Below are 19106 nucleotides of genomic sequence, written 5' to 3'. Positions count from 1 at the left end.
CCCCCTCTTCATCTTTAACCGTGCACCAAGGCGGTCAACCACTGCTGAATTTCCGCGCCGTGATTGTCGTACAGCAGCTTGAGGCTCATCACCAGCGAGACGATCACGATCATCGGCCGAATCAATTTCTGGCCGCGGGTCAGCACCATGTGCGCGCCCAAACGCGCCCCCAGCACCTGCCCCACCAACATCACCAGACCAATGCTCCACACCACCTTGCCGCCGATGATGAACAGCGCCAGCCCGCCGACGTTGGAGGTAAAGTTCAGCACCTTGGCGTGCGCCGTGGACTTGGCGAGGTTGAAACCGCACAGCGTCACGTAGGCCAGCGCGTAGAATGACCCGGCGCCGGGGCCGAAGAAACCGTCGTAAAACCCGACGCAACCGCCGGCCACCAGCCCGAACGGCAAGGCCCCGAGACGGCGTTGACGATCTTCCTCACCCAGTCGCGGCATCAACAAGAAATAGAGACCGATGCCGATCACCAGCAGCGGCAACATCTGCCGCAGCAAATCGGCGCGCATATGCTGCACCAAAATGGCGCCGGCGATCGAGCCGATCAGCGTCAGAAAAATCGTCAGCTTCTGGTCGTTGAGGTTCACCGCTCGCCGACGAATGAAGTACAGACTGGCGGAGAAGGAGCCGCCGACCGACTGCAACTTATTGGTCGCCAGCGCCTGCGCCGGAGGAACCCCCACCGCCAGCAGGGCCGGCACCGTCAGCAACCCGCCGCCGCCGGCGATGGAGTCGATAAACCCCGCCAGCAGCGCTACCGCAAACAACACCCCGAGCATCTCGGGGCCAATGACGAACCAGTCCATGTGTTATTCCGCTGAGAAATGGTGATCCAGCAATGCCTGACAGGTCGGCGGTAACGGCGGCGGCACGGGTTTGCCCGGCTTCGCGTTCGGCTGATGCGGCACGAACCAGCTCGCCAGTTCGGCGCCGCAGCCGTCGCCCGGCGGCGGCGTATCCTGCTCCTGGCACTCCAGGCTGCCGGCCGGACAACGCAGACGCACGTGCATGTGCGCACGGTGGCCGAACCACGGCCGCACCTTGTGCAGCCAGGCGCGATCGGCGCCGGCGTCCAGGCACAGACGCTGCTTGATCGCCGGGTTGACGAAGATGCGCGTCACGTCCGCGTCCTGCGCCGCCAGTTTGATCAGCGACTCAATTTGCGGCTGCCATTGGCTCGCCACCACCTGCTTGCCATCGCCCGACACCAGGTCGATCGGCTGCGGTTTGAGCAATTGCTGCGCGCTCCAGCGTTGGCGCGGCAACTGCAGCCAGATGTCAACGTCGAGCCCCGACTGGTGGCTGGCGTGGCCGCTGCTGAAGCGCCCACCGGCCGGCATCGCCATGTCGCCGATCAGCACCGTGCCCAGCGCTTTCTGGTTCGCTTGGCTGCTGAGGCGCTGTATGAACGCCAGCAGATCCGGATGGCCGAAATAGCGGCGCTGGTCGGTACGCATCACCTGGTAGTCCGGTGAATTCAGCGGCAACGGCTGCGCGCCGATGACGCAGCCGTTGGCGAAACCGCCCACCGCCTGCGGTGCGCCGGCCACCGGATGGTCGATTTTCTGCCACGGCGTCAGCGCCATGGCGGAAGCGGAGGCCGTCAAGGCCACCAGGCCCAACATCCAGTTTTTCATGGCGATTACCAGCGAGGTACGTCGGAAACCACATCACCGTTTTGCGCACGCTGGCGCAGCAGGTGATCCATCAACACGATTGCCATCATCGCTTCGGCGATCGGCACGGCGCGGATGCCCACGCACGGATCGTGGCGACCGCGGGTCACCATTTCCACCGCTTCGCCCTGGCGATTGATGGTGCGGCCCGGTACCATGATGCTGGAGGTCGGCTTCAGCGCCAGATGCGCGATCACCGGTTGGCCGCTGCTGATGCCGCCGAGAATGCCGCCGGCATGGTTGCTCTGGAAGCCTTCCGGGGTGATTTCATCGCGGTTTTCGCTGCCACGTTTGGTCACGACAGCAAATCCGTCACCGATCTCCACGCCTTTCACCGCGTTGATGCTCATCAGCGCGTGCGCCAGATCGGCGTCGAGGCGATCAAACACCGGCTCGCCCAGGCCAACCGGCACGTTCTCCGCAATCACGCTGACCTTGGCGCCAATGGAGTCGCCCTCTTTTTTCAGCGCGCGCATCAGTTCGTCCAGTGCTTCCAGCTTGTCCGGATCCGGGCAGAAGAACGGGTTCTGTTCGACCTGATCCCAGTCTTTCAGCTCACAGGTCACATCGCCGATCTGCGCCAGATAGCCGCGCACCTGCACGCCGAACTTCTGCTGCAGGTATTTCTTGGCGATGGCGCCCGCCGCAACGCGCATGGCGGTTTCGCGCGCCGAAGAGCGGCCACCGCCGCGATAGTCGCGCAGACCGTATTTCTGTTCGTAGGTGTAGTCGGCATGCCCCGGACGGAACACGTCTTTGATGGCGCTGTAGTCTTGCGAGCGCTGATCGGTGTTTTCAATGATCAGACCGATGCTGGTACCGGTGGTCACGCCTTCGAATACGCCGGAGAGAATGCGCACCTGATCCGGTTCGCGACGCTGGGTAGTGTAACGCGAGGTGCCCGGACGACGACGATCCAGATCGTGTTGCAAATCGGCTTCGGTGAGCGGAATGCCGGGCGGTACGCCATCGACGATACAACCCAGCGCCACCCCGTGAGATTCACCGAAGGTGGTGACGCGGAAAATCTGCCCAATACTGTTTCCTGCCATCACGGCTCCTTACCGTTAGTCTTTTATCGTTATGAGGCCCGCCGTGCGGGCCCTGGAAATGCGGTTTAGCTGCGATAGAGGCTGAAGTGATCCTTGCAATCCACCAGCTGCTGTTTGGTCAGCATGAACACGCCGTCGCCGCCATTTTCGAATTCCAGCCAGGTGAACGGGATGTCCGGATATTGTTCCATCAGATGTACCATGCTGTTGCCCACTTCACAAATCAGCACGCCGTCGTCGGTCAGGTAGTCCGGCGCGCAGGCCAGGATGCGGCGCACCAGCTTCAGGCCGTCGCTGCCCGCCGCCAGGCCCAGTTCCGGCTCAAAGCGGAACTCCTGCGGCAGATCGGACATGTCTTCCGCATCGACGTACGGCGGGTTGGTGACGATCAGATCGTACTGGATCGCGGGAACGTCGCGGAACAGATCGGAACGGATCGGGATCACCTGATGTTCGACGCCGTGCGCCTGAATATTGCGCTCGGTCACCGCCAGCACTTCGCTGGAGATGTCCACCGCGTCCACTTCCGCTTCCGGGAAAGCGTAGCCACAGGCGATGGCGATGCAGCCGCTGCCGGTGCACATGTCGAGAATATGGCGTGGCGGGTGCGGGATCAGCGCGCTGAAACGATCGTTGATCAGCTCACCGATCGGCGAGCGCGGCACCAACACGCGTTCGTCGACGTAGAATTCCATGCCGCAGAACCAGGCCTTGTTGGTCAGGTAAGCGACCGGGATGCGTTCGTTGACGCGGCGGATCACGCGCTCAACGATGCGATGGCGCTCGCTGGAGGTCAGACGGGCGGTGTGCATGTCCTCCGGAATGTCCAACGGCAGGAACAGGCTTGGCAGCACCAATTGCACCGCTTCGTCCCACGGATTGTCGGTTCCGTGACCATAATAGATATTGGCGGCGTTGAAGCGGCTTACCGTCCAGCGCAGCATATCTTGAATGGTGTGCAGTTCGTTCACTGCTTCGTCGACGAAAATTTTGTCCAATTTGCCCTCCGGCAGGCGCTGTGTTTCATGATTTAGCCGCATAGTTTGCCATGAAGCCCGCGACAAATCACGCGCGCCCCTCGCGCTTTTCACTCTGGCCCGAGTTTTGCGTCGACAGCGCTCATTCACAAGGTAAACTAGCGAAATAAACGATTTCCGGTGAATGAAGCATGAAGAACAAGCCCCCTCTGAGCAAAGACGAACAACAGCTCTTCAGAGAGTCGGTGGCGGGCGCAAAAAAGCTGCGCCAGGACACTATCGTCCACCGCCCGCCGAAGCTCAAGGTCAAACAGGTTGCGCCGCAGCGGCTGCTGCAGGAGCAGGTCGATGCCAGCTATTATTTTTCAGATGAATATCAGCCGCAGCTGGAAGAGGAAGGCCCGACGCGCTACGTGCGCCCCGGCAGCAGCCCGTATGAGCTGAAGAAGCTGCGACGCGGCGATTATTCGCCGGAGCTGTTTCTCGATTTGCACGGCCTGACCCAGCTGCAGGCCAAGCAGGAGCTGGGGGCGTTGATCGCCGCCTGCAAACGCGAGCACGTGCACTGCGCCTGCGTGATGCACGGGCACGGCAAACACATTCTCAAACAGCAAACGCCGCTGTGGCTTGCGCAGCATCCCGACGTGCTGGCGTTCCATCAGGCGCCGAAGGAATGGGGCGGCAACGCCGCCGTCCTGCTGTTGGTGGAGCTGGCAGAATAGCCCCCCGCAGAAACGACTCAGGGCGATGTCAGACATCGCCCTGAGTTTATTCCGCACCGCATCCGCGGCTCACACTTTGGCCATCACCTGCGACGGGCTGACCTGCCATTCAAATTTGCCGTAGCTGCCGTCCGCCGGCAGATCGACGTTAGCGATCGCCGAGGTCGCGAACATCGGCGGGCACTCGCCCGGGCACAGTTCAGCCACCAGGTAGCCCACCAGCGGCAGGTGCGACACGATCAGCACCGAGCTCACCCCTTGCATCGCCAGCGCCTGCAGATAGCTGCCGACCTGTTCGGCGTTGCCGCCCGGCGTCAGCTCGGGCAGCACTTCTTCGCCCTCCGGCAGCGTCAAGGCTTCACGCACCGTCGCCAGCGTCTGTTCGGCCCGCAGATAGGGGCTGACCAGCACGCGTTCAATATCCACAGACTTGGTGTTCAACCAGGCCGCCATCTGACGGGACTCGTCGCGGCCGCACAGGGTAAGGGGCCTTACCGCATCGCTGGCTGCCTCGAGCGCCGCCTCTCCGTGACGCATAATCAAAACTTGCATATTGCACCGCTGTTGTTGACAAAGTAACGCTATACAGAAACGCCGTGCGTGCTGTACCGCCGAGTTTTACAACCCAAAGCCAAAGCTTTAAAACGATAACGCGCCGTCTCTTTATGGCGGCCGGGCATTTTGCCTGAAAGTTTGCCTAAAGAAAATGCTGTTTTTTACAGCAACCCTCCCCTGGCAAACCTCGATTGCTCACAGAACAATCAATTCAACGGGTTAAATTTTAACCTTACCGCCATGAAATTTATTGATGGCGGTCAAGCTAACTTACCGCTGCCTACGCCTTGCTGTACAGCCTCACCGGCTGACGCTGTTACAAGGAGTGATGGCGATCACAACGCGGCCCTGTTGCAACTATAGTGCAAATCGGGCCGCCCTGCGTTCAGCTCCCCAGCGGGTAAAAACGCTCGCCCTGCTGCGCCATGCGCTGCAAGCGTTCGCACGGCGCGAAGTGCTCGCCGTGCTGCTGGCGCAGGTATTCCAACGTTTTCACCACTTTTTCGGCGCCGAGCTCGTCCATATAGCGGAACGGGCCGCCGAGGAACGGCGGGAAGCCGATGCCGAACACCGCGCCGATGTCGCCGTCGCGCGCGCTGCGGATCACGCCTTCATCCAGGCAGCGCGCCGCTTCGTTCAGCATCATCATCACGCAGCGCTGGGCGACGGTCGCCGGCAGCATGTGCGCCTTCGGCGTGACGCCGAGCAACGTATACAATGAGGTATCCGCACGTTTACGCCGCTGCCGCTGCTGCCCTTCGCTCGGGTAAAGATAGAAGCCGCGGCCGTTCTTGCGCCCTTTACGCCCGTCCTTCAGCACCGCATCGAACGCAGCCGGCGCGGCGAAGCGCGGCCCCAGCGCCTCGACCAGCACCGGAATGATCTTGGTGCCGACGTCGATGCCCACTTCGTCCAACAGGGTGATCGGGCCGACCGGGAAACCGAAGTCCACCAGCGCCTTGTCCAGCGACTCCATCGGCTCGCCTTCCAGCAGGCAACGGGCCGCTTCGTTGATGTACGGCGCCAGGATGCGGTTGACATAAAAACCCGCGCTGTCGCCCACCACGATAGCGGTCTTGCCCTGCTTGTGCGCCAGCGCCACGGTGGTCGCGATAGTCTCTTCGCTGGTGCCAGCGTGCGGGATCACTTCCACCAGCGGCATTTTGTCCACCGGGCTAAAGTAGTGCAGACCGATCACCTGCTGCGGCCGCTGGGCTTTTTCGGCGATGTGGCCGATAGGCAACGAGGAAGTATTGGAGGCAAACACGGTATGCGGCGCACAGTTCGCTTCGACCTCGGCCACCATCTTCTGCTTCAGCGCCAGATCCTCAAACACCGCCTCGACCACGATATCCACCTGCTCAAAGCCGGTGTAATCGGTAGAGCCGGAGATCAGCATCATCTGTTTTTGCCGTTCCGCCGGGCGCATGCGCTTGCTGCGTACCCGTTTGCCAAGCACGTCCCAGCTGTATTTCAGCGCGTGATTGATGCCGGCTTCATTAATGTCTTTGATACGAACCGGCAAACCGCCGCGCGTGGCGGTGACGCAGGCGATGCCGCCGCCCATCAGGCCGCCGCCGAGAATGCCGACACGATGCAGGACATGCGGCTTGGCATTGCCGCCCCGCTCTTTTTTCAGCGCAGTGGAGGCGAAGAACAGGCTGCGCAGCGCCGCCGACTGCGGCGTCATCGCCAGTTCGCCAAAGGCGCGCGCTTCGGCTTCATAGCCGCTGGCGCTGCCGTGATCCAGCCCGGTGCGCACTACCTGAATGATGCGTTCCGCCGCCGGGTAGTTGCCGTGGGTTTTCGCCAACGTTTTTTTGCGCACAATGCTGAACAGCAGATTTCTGCCCAGCGGGCCATTGAGCAGGCGATCCTGCCACGGCAGCTCGCGCTGATGCTTCCAGCCCTGTTTCACCCGCTCGATGGCGGTCTGCAACAGGATCGACTGCGGCACGGCGTCGTCCACCAGCCCCATGCGCAGCGCCTGGCGGGCGCGAATGTGCTTGCCGGTCAGGATCATGTCCAGCGCCTTGGCGGCGCCAACCAAGCGCGGCAGGCGCTGAGTGCCGCCGGAGCCCGGCAGCAGGCCCAGCTGCACTTCCGGCAGACCGAGCGCGGTTTTGTCATCCAACGAACAGACGCGGCCGTGGCAGGCCAGCGCCAATTCCAGGCCGCCGCCCAGGCAGGCGCCATGAATGGCGGCCACCACCGGCACCGGGAAGGCGGCGATCTGCGCTAGCGTGCTCTGCCCTTTCTTGGCCAGCGTTTCCGCCTCTTTGGCGCTGGTGCAGGCGGCAATCATGGTGATGTCGGCGCCGGCGATAAACGAGTCCGGCTTGCCGGAAACGATCACCAATCCTTCCAGCGCGGTATGCTGCTGCGCCCGGATCAGCACGTCGTTCACCTGTTCGACGAACTCGGCCTTGAGCGTATTGACCTTATCGCCCGGCACGTCGATGGTGATCACGCCGATGTTGTCGGGGCGAATCGTCAGCTGAAAGGCCGACGGTTTGGCCCGCTGTTCGTGCAATGCGTTTTCGGCACTCATCATTCCACCTCCACGATCATCGCGGCCCCTAACCCGCCGGCGGCGCAGGCGGTGGTCAGGCCCAACCCGCCACCGCGGCGTTTCAGCTCACGCAGCGTCTGGGTAATCATGCGCGCGCCGGTGGCGGCGAACGGGTGACCATAGGCGATAGAACCGCCCAAGACGTTGAATTTGTCCATGTCCACTTCGCCGATTGCCTGGCTGCGGCCAAGCTTCTCGCGGGCGAACGCTTCGCTGGCGAACATCTTCAGGTTGGCCAGCGTTTGCGCAGCGAAGGCTTCATGCATGTCGATGAGCGTCAGATCGGCCAGACCGATGCCGGCGCGATCCAGCGCCAGCGGCGTAGCGTAGGAAGGCCCCAGCAGCATGTCTTCCCACACGTCGATGGCGGCGAAGGCGAAACTGCGTAGATAGCCGAGCGGCTGCAGCCCCAGCTCTTTGGCGCGCGATTCGCTCATCATCAGTACCGCCGCCGCGCCGTCGGTCAACGGCGTGCTGTTGGCCGCAGTGACGCTGCCGTGTTTGCGATCGAACGCCGGTTTCAGCTTGGCGTAGGAAGCCAGGCTGGAGTCTTTGCGGATGTTGTTGTCTTCAGAAAGCTGCGCGCGGTAAGGCGGCACGTAGGCCGTCATCACCTCATCGCGCAGCCACCCTTCACGCCAGGCCCTGGCCGCCAGTTCATGGGAACGGTGCGCCAGCGCATCCTGCGCTTCGCGGGTGATGCCGTGGCTTTTCGCCATTTGCTCAGCGGTATCGCCCATGCGCAGACCGGTGGAATACTCCGCCACCGCCGGCGGCACCGGCATCAGATCGCGGAATTTCAGCCGGCTGAACAGTTTGAGACGCTGCGACAGCGTGCGCGCCTTGTTGACGTCCACCAGCGTGCGCGCCAACGCCTTGCTGACGCCGATCGGCAAGACGGAAGAAGAGTCCGCCCCGCCGGCGATACCGACGCTGATGCTGCCGGCCATGATGCTCTCCGCCACGTTGGCGATCGCCTGGAAGCTGGTGGCGCAGGCACGCGACACGCTGTAAGCGTCGGTATGAACGCTCATACCGGTACCGAGCACGATTTCACGCGCGATGTTCGGCGCCTCGGGCATTTGCACCACCTGGCCGAACACCAGCTGTTCGATCAGCTGCGGATCGATGCCGCTACGCGCCAACAGCTCGCTCACCGCCGTTTTCCCTAAATCCACCGCCGGAATGCCGTGATAGGCAGTTGCCTGTTTGGCAAAGGGGGTACGCAGTCCATTCACAATCGCAATGCGGTCACCATGACGGGTCACCAACGGCAGTGCCTTACTCATAAATGCTCCTGAAGAAAATAACGTCAGCGCAATGGGCAGAAAGAGGTCTGACCTGATGAGGTCATTGTTAACCAAACGGTTACATTTGGCAAACCGGCAGAGATCAAAACTGCGAGCAGGCGCACTTTCTATCGGGGCGGCACGGGGAAGGAAATCCCCGGCGCGCAGCAGGCGGCGCCGGGGGTAAAGCGGGGATTAACGCAGGCCGAGCTGGAAGATCAGGGTTTCCGCCTGGCAGGCGAAGGTGAAATCGGCCTCCAACTGCACGCCACCGTCAACCGGTTTAATGCTACTGCTGATGTCACAAGGATCGGATTCGACCGCGCGCGCCTTTTCGCTCAGGGCGGCCAGCATCGCTTCCGCATCTTGTTGATTACTGAACACCTGGCTGTAGGACGCGGTGCAATCGGTGTTATCCATCACGGTGCCGACATCCACGCAGCAACACGCGGCGGTTTCCTGGGCGCTGCATTTATTAATTGCATCTGACATGATTGGTTCTCCTCAAGGGCCTCTGCTATCAGCCCAAATTGCCGTTTCACTCACCGGCACAAAGCCACAAAATTCTGCGGGTATTTTACGCTTCCACGCCGGCAATCACTAGCACTTACTTTTACTGGGTGTTTTAAGTGATGGAAATCACAAATAAAAATGAGCGTCTGCTAAGGAATGGTAAGAATTTTGTTATTTACCGCTGGCTTTTTGTTAAGCAGATCTCTTTTTTGATATCAGGTTGGAAATATTTCAAAAACAAACTTGCAACATTTTCACAGGTCAGACCTATACTTCAGCCACTGGTCTGATTTGTCTGAACGATAACGGACCCTACAATCCCGCGCTCCTTGTTACTTCGTGTAACAATAGTTTAAATAATAAACACATAATGAGGTTTTGGTCATGAGCCAGAAAAACCTATTGACTAAATCAGCTCTCGCAGCTGCAGTGGCAATTATTTCTTCAAACGTGTCTGCCGCAGGATTCCAGCTGAATGAGTTCTCATCAGCTGGTTTAGGACGTTCGTATTCTGGCGAAGGCGCCATGGCGGATACAGCGGCCTCCGCAAGCCGCAACCCGGCATTGCTGATGATGTATACCCGCCCGGAACTTTCTTTCGGCGCAGTCTTCATCGATCCGGACGTCGATATCAGTGGCCGATCTCCTTCCGGCGCCAGCCTGGATGCGAAAAACATCGCACCGACAGCCTGGGTGCCGAACCTGCATTATGTTCACCCAATTAACGATCAATTCGCCGTAGGCGGCTCGGTCACCAGCAACTTCGGTTTGGCGACCGAATATAACGACGGTTACGCGGCGGGTTCCATGGGCGGCAAAACCGATCTGGAAACCCTGAACCTGAACCTGAGCGGCGCTTATCGCCTGAACAAAAACTTCAGCTTCGGTCTGGGTTTTGACGCCGTCTACGCCAAGGCTAAACTCGAGCGTTACGCCGGCGATCTGCCAAAATTGATCGCCGGTTCAGGCAAATTGCCGCCACAGTTGGCCGGCCCGGTTTCGCAGATCCCGGCAGATACCCAAATTTCTCATCTGAAAGGCGACGAATGGGGCTTCGGCTGGAACGCCGGTATTCTCTACGAAGTGGATGAAAACAACCGTTACGGCTTCACCTATCGCTCAGAAGTGAAAATCGACTTCGACGGCGATTACAAGAGCAGCCTGCCTTCAGCCTTCAACCCGTTGCTGGCCTCTCAAGGTCTTCCGTGGGGCACCAACGGCACCACCATTCCGGGTTCTCTGAGCCTGCACCTGCCGGAAATGTGGGAACTGTCCGGCTATAACAAAGTGGCGCCGCAGTGGGCCATCCACTACAGCCTGGCCTACACCAGTTGGAGCCAGTTCCAGGAGCTGAAAGCCACCGGCAACAACGGCCAGACCCTGTTCCAGAAGCATGAAGGCTTCAAAGACGCTTACCGCATCGCGCTGGGTACCACCTACTTCTACGACGATAACTGGACCTTCCGTACCGGTATCGCCTTCGATGACAGCCCGGTGCCTGCCCAAAACCGTTCGATCTCCATTCCCGATCAGGACCGTTTCTGGCTGAGTGCCGGTACTACCTATGCGTTCAACAAAGACGCCTCGGTCGACGTCGGCGTGTCCTACATGCACGGCCAGAAAGTCACCATCAACGAAGGTCCTTATACCTTCACCTCCGAAGGCAAGGCCTGGCTGTACGGCGCCAACTTCAACTACCGCTTCTAATCTCACTTGAGATGGATGCCAAAGCGCCCCCTGGGGCGCTTTTTCTTTGCCTGTCGCTCGCGCGGGCATAAAAAAACCCGCCTGACGGCGGGTTTTCATTGGCATAATGCCCGGGATTACTGCGAGTCGATCTCGTCCAGTTCGCCCTGAATCGCCTTGGCGTTCGGGTTCTCTTCCGGCTTGAGCGAACCGCCGTTGGCGATGAAATCGTGGCGCTGGAAGTAAGCTTCGCGCACCATGATGTAAGGATCGGAGGAATTGCGCAGCAGACCGTCGGAATCCAGCAGTTGAGCGCGGGTTTCGATACCCTCGACCACCCATTTGCCCGCCGACATCCAGAAGGTCAGGTAGCTCAGCATCGGATACAGCGTATCCGCAAAGTCGCCACCTTCGTCACGCAGCGTGAAGCTGCCGTAGCCCGGCAACATCACGTACGGGCCGTAACCCACATCGTAATGCCCCAACGTGCTGCCGAAGCGATTCGGCTCTTCGCGCGCCAGTTTCGGGTTGGCCATGCCGGCCACGTCGATCAGGCCGCCCATCCCGAGTAGGGTGTTCAGGAAGAAACGGTTGAAGTGGATCATCCCGCGGTAAGGATCGCCCTTCAGGAAGGCGTTGACCATGCTGGCCGGCTCTTCCAGGTTGGAGGTGAAGTTGCTGATGCCGTTACGCGCCGGCATCGGCACGTAGTCACGCCAGGCCACCGCGACCGGACGCAAGATATAAGGATCTAGGACGTTGTAGTTGAAGTCGAACATCGTCCGGTTAAATCCTTCCAGAGGATCAGAACGCCCTTGCGGCTCATTGTCTGGCGCGCTGGCACAGCCCACCAGTAATGCCGCTGCGAATGCCACCCCAGTCAGGCGAAAGTTCATATTTTTCTCCATAAAAACACGTTCGGTCTTATTTTTCAGGGACCTGCTTGTTTATCTGAACGCTAACCTGCTCTTTACCGCTGAATGTCTGCAGCGAGCTTTCGCCGAACCAGTCCCCCGGTTGCGGCGTGGCCAATCCGTCCTGTGAGAGGCGCACACGCACCTGCACCTGATGCTGCGCCGAGAGCAGACGCTCGGGCATCATGGCGTTGCTGTCATCCAGTGAGAAAGACAGCGGAAAACGGCTCAACGGCAATTGTTTTACTGCGACCGGCACCGGGCTGACGCCGTCGGTGACCGAAATAACCAGCGTCCCCTGCGGCGGCATGGCTTTCGCCGCCTGCGGTGACAGCGCAACGGTCACATTCAGTTTAACAGTTTCTCCGCCGGCCTGGGCTTTTGCTTGTGCAATACTGCGCTTTATCACTTCCGCGCGCGGATCGTTGGCCGGCAGCAGCTGCAGCATCACTTGCCAGGCGCCGATCGCCTGCTTGAAATCGCCCTGTTCGAAGGCATTGAACGCCAGCAGGCTGAGCACCCGCGGATCGCTGTGGTTTTCCGCGATCATGCGCCGCAACAGCTGCGTCGCCTGCTTGTTATCCTCCGGATCGTTGGATCGCGTCAAGACCTCGGCATAGCCGAGCCGCACTTCCAGACTATTCGGATCCAATTGATAAGCATGAGCAAAGGCCTGCGTAGCGGTAGTGGCATTGTTCAACGCCATGCCGACGCGCCCCAGCATCATCCAGTCGTTGATATTGCGATCGTCCTGCTGCAGCGCGGTGCGCAGCCCCAGTCCGAGACGGGCAATCTCTTCCATGCTCAGCGGTTTGGCGCGCTCGTTGGCGACGCGCTCGCGCAATTCCGGCATTTGTGCCTGCACCAGACGCCAGTCCAGCACCTGCGCCAACCCGCCGGTTTTCAGATAAAAGCCAACGGTCACCGCCAGCAGTAACACCACGCCCGGCACCAGCGCCCAGCGGTTGATCGGCTTCGCCTGCACCATCTGCTCGGCCGGGATGTCGTTCAACAGGTTCTGTTGCAGCTCTTTGACCAGCTCCGGGCGCTCGGCCACCACGCCCTGCTGCTCATCCTGCTCCAGCTCGCTGAGGCGATCCTGATAAAACGCCTTGTTCAACGCATCGCGCGTGGCGGCGCTCTGCTTGCCGTGGCGCATCGCCGGCACCACCAGCAACGCGGCGGCGCCGGCCAACAACACACAAATAATCAGCCAAAAAGCCATTAGGGTTTCTTCCTGTCAGTCTCTTGCAACAGCGCCGCCAGGCGCTGCCGTTCCCGTTCGGAGAATTCATCATCCGCCGCCGCATCGGGCCGCCGACGGGTGCGCAGGATCACCACCGCCCCGCCGATCAATACGAACAGCAGCGGGCCGATCCACAAGATCAGCGTCGCCGGCGTTACCGGCGGCTCGTAGGTGACGAAGTTGCCATAACGCGCCACCATGTAATCGATAATCTGCTGCTTGTTTTGCCCCTGCATCATCAGTTCGTACACCTTGGTGCGCATGTCGGCGGCGATGATGGCGTTGGAGTCGGCAATGCTGTTGTTTTGACATTTCGGGCAGCGCAGCTGTTCGGTCAACTCGCGATACTGCTGCTCTTGCTCGACGGAGTTGAAGCGATAGGTATCGATCGCCGCGGCGGCGCTCCAGCTCAGCAGTGCGGCACACAGCAGAACAATCAGCCTCATGCCTCACCCCCGTACTTTTTATACAGCGGCAGCACTTCCTGCTGCCAGACGCGCTCGTTCATGTCGCCGGCGTGGCGATAGCGAATGATCCCCTGGCCGTCGATAAGGAAGGTCTCAGGCGCGCCGTACACCCCGAGATCCAACCCCAGCATGCCGTCGCCGTCGTACAGGCTGAGCGCATAGGGATTGCCGAGGGAATTCAGCCAGGTCACCGCCTTGGCACGATCGTCTTTATAGTTCAGGCCGACCACCCGCACGCCGCGCGCCGCCAGCGTATTGAGATACTGGTGCTCCGCGCGGCAGGTCGGGCACCAGGTGGCCCAGACGTTGAGCAATATCGGCTTGCCGTCGCGCAGCACCGCCTGATCGTAGGTTTTGCCGGGCTGATCCAGCGATTCCAGCCTGAAGGTCGGCACCGGTTTGCCGATCAGCGCCGACTCCAGCATGGTCGGATCTTCGCCGCCGGCGTTGCGCGTCAGTTGCACCATCAGGGCCGCCACCAGCAGCAGGAAGAGCACCAACGGGATAAACAGCAGCTTACGCTTCATGATTGCGCCTCCAGCTTGCCTTCACGCTTGAGCTTTTTGCTCATGCGATAACGCGGGTCGAGAATGCACAGCAGGCCGCCGATCGCCATAAAGACGCCACCGAACCAGATCCAGCGCACGAAGGGTTTATAATACAGGCGCACCGCCCAGGAGCCGTCTTCCAGCTCCTCACCCAGCGCCGCGTACAGATCGCGGCTGAACCCGCCGTCGATCGCCGCCTCGGTCATCATGCTGCGCGCCACGCTGTAGTAGCGTTTCTCCGCATGCAGCGTCGCCTCCGGCTTGCCGTTGCGCGTCACGTCGATGATACCGACGCCGCCGCTGTAATTCGGGCCGCGGATGTCGTGCACGTCGCGGAACACGAAATGATAATTGTGGATATCCACGCTGTCGCCGGCCTTCATCCGCACGTCGCGCTCCACGCTGTAATTCTGGCTGAAGGCGATGCCGATCACCGTCACCGCCACGCCGAGGTGGCCGAGCACCATGCCCCAGTGGCTGCGGGACAGCTGCCGCAGGCCGCGCCAGAAACCGTGACGATGGGTGGCGCGCTCATGCAGCTCCATCAGCGTCAGGATGATCACCCACAGTGCCATGATCAGGCCCACCACCGTCATGCCGGCGATGCTGTCCTGCAACAACCACGGCAGCAGAATCGACAGCACCAGCGTCGCCAGCAGCGCTACGCCGAGGCGCCGCCACAGCTTGCGCGGCTCATCGCGGCGCCAGCGCACCAGCGGCCCAATGCCCAACAGCAGCGCCAGCGGCGCCATCAGCCAGGTGAACATGGTATTGAAGAACGGCTCGCCGATCGAAATGCTGCCCAGCCCCAGCTGTTTGTGCACCAGCGGCAGCAGCGTGCCCAACAGCACCACCAGCATGGCGGCGATCAGCAGCACGTTATTGCCCAGCAGGAAGGTCTCGCGCGAGAAGGTCTCGTGCTGTACACGGCTACGCACCTGGCCGCCCTTGACCGCGTACAGCAGCAGCGAACCGCCGATGACGATCACCAGATAGGCGAGAATAAACATGCCGCGCGCCGGGTCGGAGGCGAAGGAGTGCACCGAGACCAGCACGCCGGAGCGCACCAGGAAGGTGCCCAGCAGGCACAGCGAGAAGGCGGTGATCGCCAGCAGCACCGTCCAGGCTTTGAACGTGCCGCGTTTCTCGGTCACCGCCAGCGAATGCATCAGCGCGGTGCCGGCCAGCCACGGCATAAAGGAGGCGTTCTCCACCGGATCCCAGAACCACCAACCGCCCCAGCCCAACTCATAGTAGGCCCAGGCCGATCCGAGCACGATGCCCAGCGTGAGGAACACCCAGGCGGCGGTAGTCCACGGGCGTGACCAGCGCGCCCAGGCGGTGTCGAGCCGGCCGGCCATCAACGAGGCGATGGCGAACGCGAAGGCGACCGAGAAGCCGACATAGCCCATGTACAGCAGCGGCGGGTGGAAAATCAGGCCGATATCCTGCAGCAGCGGGTTGAGATCGCTGCCGTCGATCGGGAAGTTCGGCAGCGTGCGGGTGAACGGATTGGAGGTCATGATGATGAACAGCAGGAAACCGGCGGTGATCATGCCCATCACCGACAGCACCCGCGCCACCGCGTCCTGCGGCATCGCCCGGCTGCACAACGCCACCGCCAGCGACCAGCAACTCAGCAGCAGCACCCACAGCAGCAGCGAACCTTCGTGCGCCCCCCAGGTGGCGGCGATGCGGTAATACACCGGCAGTTGGGTATTGGAGTTGGTGGCCACGTAGGCGACGGTAAAGTCGTTGACCACGAAGGCATGCACCAGGCACAGGAACGCCAGCGCAATCGCCGCGAACATGCCATAGGTCAGCGGCCGGGCCACCGCCATCATGCGGCTGTCCTGCCGCGCCGCGCCCCACTGCGGGTAGATGCTCAGCAACAGCGCGATCGCCAGCGCCAGGCACAGCAGAAAACTGCCCAGTTCCGGCATCATGACTTGGCACCCTCCGCCTGCGGCGCGTTATACGCTTCCGCCGGCCCTTTGTGATTCTCTTTCATCGCGTCGGCCACTTCTGGCGGCGTGTATTTCTCGTCGTGCTTGGCCAGCACTTCGCGCGCATTGACCACGTTGCCCTCGCCCAGCACGCCCTGCGCCACCACGCCCTGCCCTTCGCGGAACAGGTCCGGCAGAATGCCAGTGTAGGTCACGCCGATCGCGCCGCGCGCGTCGTAAATCTTGAAGCTGACCTGCAGCGTATTGGGATCGCGTTTCACCGAGCCGGGCATCACCATGCCGCCGATACGCAGCCGCTGGCCGACCTCGGGCTTCTCATGATTTTCGCCCTTGCCCTGCAGGATTTCACCCGGGGTATAGAACAGATCGATGTTGGAGCGCAGCGCGTACAGCATCAGGGTTGCGGTCAGCGCAATGCCGATCAGCACAACGATCGCCAGATAAAGGCGGCTTTTACGACGTGGATTCACAATGATTTCTCCCGCGGTGCGGCGGATTTTTGTTTTGATTGTTGCGCATGGCGAATGCGCCGCTCGCGCGCCTGACGGCGGCCGTTCTCGGCGAGCAACTGCCGCCGCTGCCAGACGGTGTGTGCCACCAGCCCCAACAGCGAAATCAGCGTGACGGCGACCGCCAGCCAGACATAGAAGGCATAACCGCCCATGGCGAAAAACGCCGGCCAGGAATCGAATGCGGCATTCATGACTGACGCTCCTTATTCACCAGCCCGGCAACCCACGGGCGCTGGCGCTCCTGGAACAGAATCAAATTGCGCAGACGCATCAGCGTCAACGTAACGAACAACAGCAGGTAGCCGAGGATCGCCCAGCGCAGCGGGGTGCGCATACTTGGCGCGATGGATTGCTGCATGTTGGTCGAGCCCTGATGCAGCGTATTCCACCATTCGACGGAGAAATGGATGATCGGAATGTTCACCACGCCCACCAGCACCAGAATGCCGGCGGCGCGGCCCGCCAGGCGGCGGTCTTCGAAAGCGTTATACAGCGCGATGACGCCCATATAAAGGAACAGCAGCACCAGCTCGGAGGTCAGCCGCGCGTCCCACACCCACCAGGTGCCCCACATCGGCTTGCCCCAGGCGGAGCCGGTCACCAGCGCGATAAAGGTGAACACCGCGCCGATCGGCGCCATCGCCGCCACCACGGTATCGGACATTTTCATCTGCCACACCAGGCCGATAAACGCCGCCACCGCCATCGAGGCATAGATGCCCATCGACCACATGGCCGCCGGCACGTGAATATAAATGATGCGGAAGCTGTCGCCCTGCTGATAATCCTTCGGCGCGAAACCAAAGCCCCATGCCCAGCCAAGCAGCAGGCAGGCCGCCGCCGCCAGCCCCAGCCAGGGGGTAAAGCGGCCGCAGACGTGATACAGCCGTTCAGGCCGCGCCAGTTGATGTAACCATTTCCACATTGTCGTCAGTGCTCACGGTAATTTTTATGCGTCGGCCGCCCCGAGCGATCGAAACGGCGAAAATCTTCTGCAGGGTACGCTCTTGTCGGCCTTGCCCCGTCTGTTCATTCAATACGTTAGCTAGTGCACGCTCACTCGCAGCGCCGCTGCGGTGGCAAACGGTGCCAATGTCACGCTGCCCGCCAGCATCGCACCGAGTATCGCCAGGTAACCGTCGATCGGCATGCCCATCGAGGCGGCGTCGATCGCGCCGGTGGCGAAGATCAGCACCGGGATATACAGCGGCAGCACCAGCAGGCTGAGCAGCACGCCCCCTTTGCGCAAGCCGACGGTCAGCCCCACGCCGATAGCGCCGATCAGGCTCAGCGTCGGCGTGCCGAGCAGCAGCGTACCCGCCACCGCCAGCCAGGTTTGCATATCGAGCGACAACAGCAGCGCCACCAGCGGCGACAGGATCAGCAGCGGCAATCCCGTCACGACCCAGTGAGCACACACTTTGCCCAGCACCGTCATCGGCAGCGGCGTCGGCAGCAGCAACAGCTGCTCCAGCGAACCGTCGAGAAAGTCGTCGCGAAACAGCCGCTCCAGCGACAGCAGCGAGGCCAGCAGCGCCGCCACCCACACGATGCCCGGCGCAATGCGCGCCAGCAGCTGCGGTTCAGGGCCAATCCCCAGCGGGAACAGCGTGATCACAATCAGGAAAAACCACAGCGGGTTGACGATCTCCGACCCTTTACGGCAGGCGATCTTCAATTCGCGACGCACCAGAGTCAAAAACATCACAAACTCCCCGCGTCGTGTTCCGCCAAACGAATTTTGCCCACCGTTTGGCTGACGCCGGCCAAATCCTGATGCGTGGTCAACAATACCATGCCGCCACGCTGCGCATGTTGTTCAAAAAGGCTAATCAACTCGGCTACGCCCTGTTTATCGATCGCCGTCAAGGGTTCATCGAGGATCCACAGCGGCGCCGCGCTGAGCCACAATCGCGCCAGCGCCACCCGCCGCTGCTGCCCGGCCGAAAGCTGCGCCACCGGCAGATCCTCGTACCCCACCAACCCGACCTGCTCCAGCGCGCGCCAGATGGCCTGATGCTCGGCCGCGCCGCGCACCGCCTGATAAAACTGCAGATTTTCGAAGGGTGTCAATACGGCTTTGATGCCCGGTTGATGGCCGATAAACAGCAAATCTTGCTGATACGCCGCGCGATCGCGCAGCGTGTTGCGCCCGCGCCAGCACACCTCACCGCCGTCCGGCCGCGCCAGACCGGCGAGGATGCGCAGCAAACTGGTCTTGCCCGCGCCGTTCGGCCCTTCTACCTGAATGATATCGCCCGGCTGAACCGAAAAGCTTAGCTCGCTAAACAGGATGCGCTCATCGCGCACGCAACTCAGACTTTTGGCTTCCAGCATCAGGGAACTCATATTTTTCTTTGGGATAGCGAATCATAGCATAAGCCTTTCCCCACAC

Annotated in this window: 20 protein-coding genes; 2 read left to right on the top strand and 18 right to left on the bottom strand. The window is 61.2% G+C overall.

Translation table 11 applies throughout. From position 1 onward, the window contains the following. Window positions 1–14 precede the first annotated feature (14 nt). The 4 genes from ACJ8HA_RS00645 to prmB all read right to left on the bottom strand — a co-directional run bounded on the left by ACJ8HA_RS00645 (window position 15) and on the right by prmB (window position 3741). Window positions 15–821: a sulfite exporter TauE/SafE family protein gene (locus tag ACJ8HA_RS00645; RefSeq protein WP_025303718.1), complete on the bottom strand. Its 807-nt coding sequence runs from the start codon at window positions 819–821 to the stop codon at window positions 15–17. Window positions 822–824: 3 nt separating this feature from the next. Next, on the bottom strand, window positions 825–1652 hold the full coding sequence (mepA, locus tag ACJ8HA_RS00640; protein WP_043140182.1) for a penicillin-insensitive murein endopeptidase: 828 nt from the start codon (window positions 1650–1652) through the stop codon (window positions 825–827). Between the two features lie 5 nt (window positions 1653–1657). Then, window positions 1658–2743, bottom strand: coding sequence for a chorismate synthase (aroC, locus tag ACJ8HA_RS00635; protein ID WP_004936219.1), 1086 nt, complete (start codon window positions 2741–2743; stop codon window positions 1658–1660). A 65-nt stretch (window positions 2744–2808) separates the two neighbouring features. Next, on the bottom strand, window positions 2809–3741 hold the full coding sequence (gene prmB, locus ACJ8HA_RS00630) for a 50S ribosomal protein L3 N(5)-glutamine methyltransferase (protein WP_025160157.1): 933 nt from the start codon (window positions 3739–3741) through the stop codon (window positions 2809–2811). Between the two features lie 170 nt (window positions 3742–3911). Between prmB and smrB the strand changes: the two genes are divergently transcribed. After that, window positions 3912–4442 carry an endonuclease SmrB gene (gene smrB, locus ACJ8HA_RS00625; protein WP_025303720.1) on the top strand — a complete coding sequence of 177 codons (531 nt, stop codon included), beginning with the start codon at window positions 3912–3914 and terminating at the stop codon, window positions 4440–4442. 69 nt (window positions 4443–4511) lie between these two features. Here smrB and sixA read toward each other — a convergent pair whose 3' ends face one another. The 4 genes from sixA to ACJ8HA_RS00605 all read right to left on the bottom strand — a co-directional run bounded on the left by sixA (window position 4512) and on the right by ACJ8HA_RS00605 (window position 9350). Next, window positions 4512–4994 carry a phosphohistidine phosphatase SixA gene (sixA, locus tag ACJ8HA_RS00620; RefSeq protein ID WP_004936230.1) on the bottom strand — a complete coding sequence of 161 codons (483 nt, stop codon included), beginning with the start codon at window positions 4992–4994 and terminating at the stop codon, window positions 4512–4514. A 388-nt stretch (window positions 4995–5382) separates the two neighbouring features. Beyond that, the gene (fadJ, locus tag ACJ8HA_RS00615; protein WP_127146853.1) at window positions 5383–7548 is read right to left on the bottom strand and encodes a fatty acid oxidation complex subunit alpha FadJ; all 2166 of its coding nucleotides are present in this window, start codon (window positions 7546–7548) and stop codon (window positions 5383–5385) included. Further along, complete coding sequence (gene fadI, locus ACJ8HA_RS00610) at window positions 7548–8858, bottom strand: acetyl-CoA C-acyltransferase FadI (protein ID WP_025303722.1); 1311 nt, start codon at window positions 8856–8858, stop codon at window positions 7548–7550. Before fadI ends, fadJ begins: the two co-directional genes overlap by 1 nt. A 195-nt stretch (window positions 8859–9053) precedes the next feature. Further along, window positions 9054–9350 (bottom strand): YfcZ/YiiS family protein, encoded by a 297-nt coding sequence (locus ACJ8HA_RS00605; protein ID WP_072145088.1) that lies wholly within the window; start codon window positions 9348–9350, stop codon window positions 9054–9056. 405 nt (window positions 9351–9755) lie between these two features. Here ACJ8HA_RS00605 and fadL point away from each other — a divergent pair, with 405 nt between their 5' ends. Further along, on the top strand, window positions 9756–11078 hold the full coding sequence (gene fadL, locus ACJ8HA_RS00600) for a long-chain fatty acid transporter FadL (protein ID WP_004936243.1): 1323 nt from the start codon (window positions 9756–9758) through the stop codon (window positions 11076–11078). A 116-nt stretch (window positions 11079–11194) separates the two neighbouring features. Here fadL and mlaA read toward each other — a convergent pair whose 3' ends face one another. The 10 genes from mlaA to ccmA form a co-directional block, all read right to left on the bottom strand. After that, the gene (gene mlaA, locus ACJ8HA_RS00595; RefSeq protein ID WP_025303725.1) at window positions 11195–11953 is read right to left on the bottom strand and encodes a phospholipid-binding lipoprotein MlaA; all 759 of its coding nucleotides are present in this window, start codon (window positions 11951–11953) and stop codon (window positions 11195–11197) included. A gap of 28 nt (window positions 11954–11981) precedes the next feature. Next, on the bottom strand, window positions 11982–13196 hold the full coding sequence (gene ccmI, locus ACJ8HA_RS00590; RefSeq protein ID WP_043140192.1) for a c-type cytochrome biogenesis protein CcmI: 1215 nt from the start codon (window positions 13194–13196) through the stop codon (window positions 11982–11984). After that, entirely contained in the window at window positions 13196–13663 is a 468-nt protein-coding gene (locus tag ACJ8HA_RS00585) for a cytochrome c-type biogenesis protein (protein WP_043140196.1), read from the bottom strand. Before ACJ8HA_RS00585 ends, ccmI begins: the two co-directional genes overlap by 1 nt. Next, window positions 13660–14211, bottom strand: coding sequence for a DsbE family thiol:disulfide interchange protein (locus ACJ8HA_RS00580; RefSeq protein ID WP_015378623.1), 552 nt, complete (start codon window positions 14209–14211; stop codon window positions 13660–13662). Before ACJ8HA_RS00580 ends, ACJ8HA_RS00585 begins: the two co-directional genes overlap by 4 nt. Beyond that, on the bottom strand, window positions 14208–16178 hold the full coding sequence (locus tag ACJ8HA_RS00575) for a heme lyase CcmF/NrfE family subunit (protein ID WP_025303728.1): 1971 nt from the start codon (window positions 16176–16178) through the stop codon (window positions 14208–14210). The genes ACJ8HA_RS00580 and ACJ8HA_RS00575 overlap by 4 nt, the downstream gene beginning before the upstream one ends. Further along, window positions 16175–16669 carry a cytochrome c maturation protein CcmE gene (gene ccmE / locus ACJ8HA_RS00570; RefSeq protein WP_004936264.1) on the bottom strand — a complete coding sequence of 165 codons (495 nt, stop codon included), beginning with the start codon at window positions 16667–16669 and terminating at the stop codon, window positions 16175–16177. The genes ACJ8HA_RS00575 and ccmE overlap by 4 nt, the downstream gene beginning before the upstream one ends. Next, complete coding sequence (gene ccmD, locus ACJ8HA_RS00565; RefSeq protein ID WP_442515156.1) at window positions 16666–16902, bottom strand: heme exporter protein CcmD; 237 nt, start codon at window positions 16900–16902, stop codon at window positions 16666–16668. Before ccmD ends, ccmE begins: the two co-directional genes overlap by 4 nt. Further along, on the bottom strand, window positions 16899–17636 hold the full coding sequence (locus ACJ8HA_RS00560; protein ID WP_025303730.1) for a heme ABC transporter permease: 738 nt from the start codon (window positions 17634–17636) through the stop codon (window positions 16899–16901). Before ACJ8HA_RS00560 ends, ccmD begins: the two co-directional genes overlap by 4 nt. A gap of 120 nt (window positions 17637–17756) precedes the next feature. Next, window positions 17757–18416 (bottom strand): heme exporter protein CcmB, encoded by a 660-nt coding sequence (gene ccmB / locus ACJ8HA_RS00555; protein ID WP_025303731.1) that lies wholly within the window; start codon window positions 18414–18416, stop codon window positions 17757–17759. Next, complete coding sequence (gene ccmA, locus ACJ8HA_RS00550; RefSeq protein WP_015378626.1) at window positions 18416–19048, bottom strand: cytochrome c biogenesis heme-transporting ATPase CcmA; 633 nt, start codon at window positions 19046–19048, stop codon at window positions 18416–18418. Before ccmA ends, ccmB begins: the two co-directional genes overlap by 1 nt. Window positions 19049–19106 lie beyond the last annotated feature (58 nt).

This window comes from Serratia sp. CY33802 (assembly GCF_052169095.1).
GTDB lineage: Bacteria > Pseudomonadota > Gammaproteobacteria > Enterobacterales > Enterobacteriaceae > Serratia > Serratia bockelmannii.
The sequence above is the reverse complement of the archived record's forward strand: the minus strand, read 5'-3'. Positions and strand labels throughout refer to the sequence as shown.

Excerpts from the sequence above, each read along its gene's own strand:
- sixA (WP_004936230.1), bottom strand. The coding sequence starts at position 4,994 with ATGCAAGTTTTGATTATGCGTCACGGAGAGGCGGCGCTCGAGGCAGCC.
- ccmI (WP_043140192.1), bottom strand. The coding sequence starts at position 13,196 with ATGGCTTTTTGGCTGATTATTTGTGTGTTGTTGGCCGGCGCCGCCGCG.
- aroC (WP_004936219.1), bottom strand. The coding sequence starts at position 2,743 with ATGGCAGGAAACAGTATTGGGCAGATTTTCCGCGTCACCACCTTCGGT.
- ACJ8HA_RS00585 (WP_043140196.1), bottom strand. The coding sequence starts at position 13,663 with ATGAGGCTGATTGTTCTGCTGTGTGCCGCACTGCTGAGCTGGAGCGCC.
- mepA (WP_043140182.1), bottom strand. The coding sequence starts at position 1,652 with ATGAAAAACTGGATGTTGGGCCTGGTGGCCTTGACGGCCTCCGCTTCC.
- ACJ8HA_RS00605 (WP_072145088.1), bottom strand. The coding sequence starts at position 9,350 with ATGTCAGATGCAATTAATAAATGCAGCGCCCAGGAAACCGCCGCGTGT.
- smrB (WP_025303720.1), top strand. The coding sequence starts at position 3,912 with ATGAAGAACAAGCCCCCTCTGAGCAAAGACGAACAACAGCTCTTCAGA.
- ccmB (WP_025303731.1), bottom strand. The coding sequence starts at position 18,416 with ATGTTTTTGACTCTGGTGCGTCGCGAATTGAAGATCGCCTGCCGTAAA.
- ccmD (WP_442515156.1), bottom strand. The coding sequence starts at position 16,902 with ATGAATGCCGCATTCGATTCCTGGCCGGCGTTTTTCGCCATGGGCGGT.
- ccmA (WP_015378626.1), bottom strand. The coding sequence starts at position 19,048 with ATGCTGGAAGCCAAAAGTCTGAGTTGCGTGCGCGATGAGCGCATCCTG.
- mlaA (WP_025303725.1), bottom strand. The coding sequence starts at position 11,953 with ATGAACTTTCGCCTGACTGGGGTGGCATTCGCAGCGGCATTACTGGTG.
- fadI (WP_025303722.1), bottom strand. The coding sequence starts at position 8,858 with ATGAGTAAGGCACTGCCGTTGGTGACCCGTCATGGTGACCGCATTGCG.
- ACJ8HA_RS00560 (WP_025303730.1), bottom strand. The coding sequence starts at position 17,636 with ATGTGGAAATGGTTACATCAACTGGCGCGGCCTGAACGGCTGTATCAC.
- ACJ8HA_RS00645 (WP_025303718.1), bottom strand. The coding sequence starts at position 821 with ATGGACTGGTTCGTCATTGGCCCCGAGATGCTCGGGGTGTTGTTTGCG.
- ACJ8HA_RS00580 (WP_015378623.1), bottom strand. The coding sequence starts at position 14,211 with ATGAAGCGTAAGCTGCTGTTTATCCCGTTGGTGCTCTTCCTGCTGCTG.
- fadL (WP_004936243.1), top strand. The coding sequence starts at position 9,756 with ATGAGCCAGAAAAACCTATTGACTAAATCAGCTCTCGCAGCTGCAGTG.
- ACJ8HA_RS00575 (WP_025303728.1), bottom strand. The coding sequence starts at position 16,178 with ATGATGCCGGAACTGGGCAGTTTTCTGCTGTGCCTGGCGCTGGCGATC.
- fadJ (WP_127146853.1), bottom strand. The coding sequence starts at position 7,548 with ATGAGTGCCGAAAACGCATTGCACGAACAGCGGGCCAAACCGTCGGCC.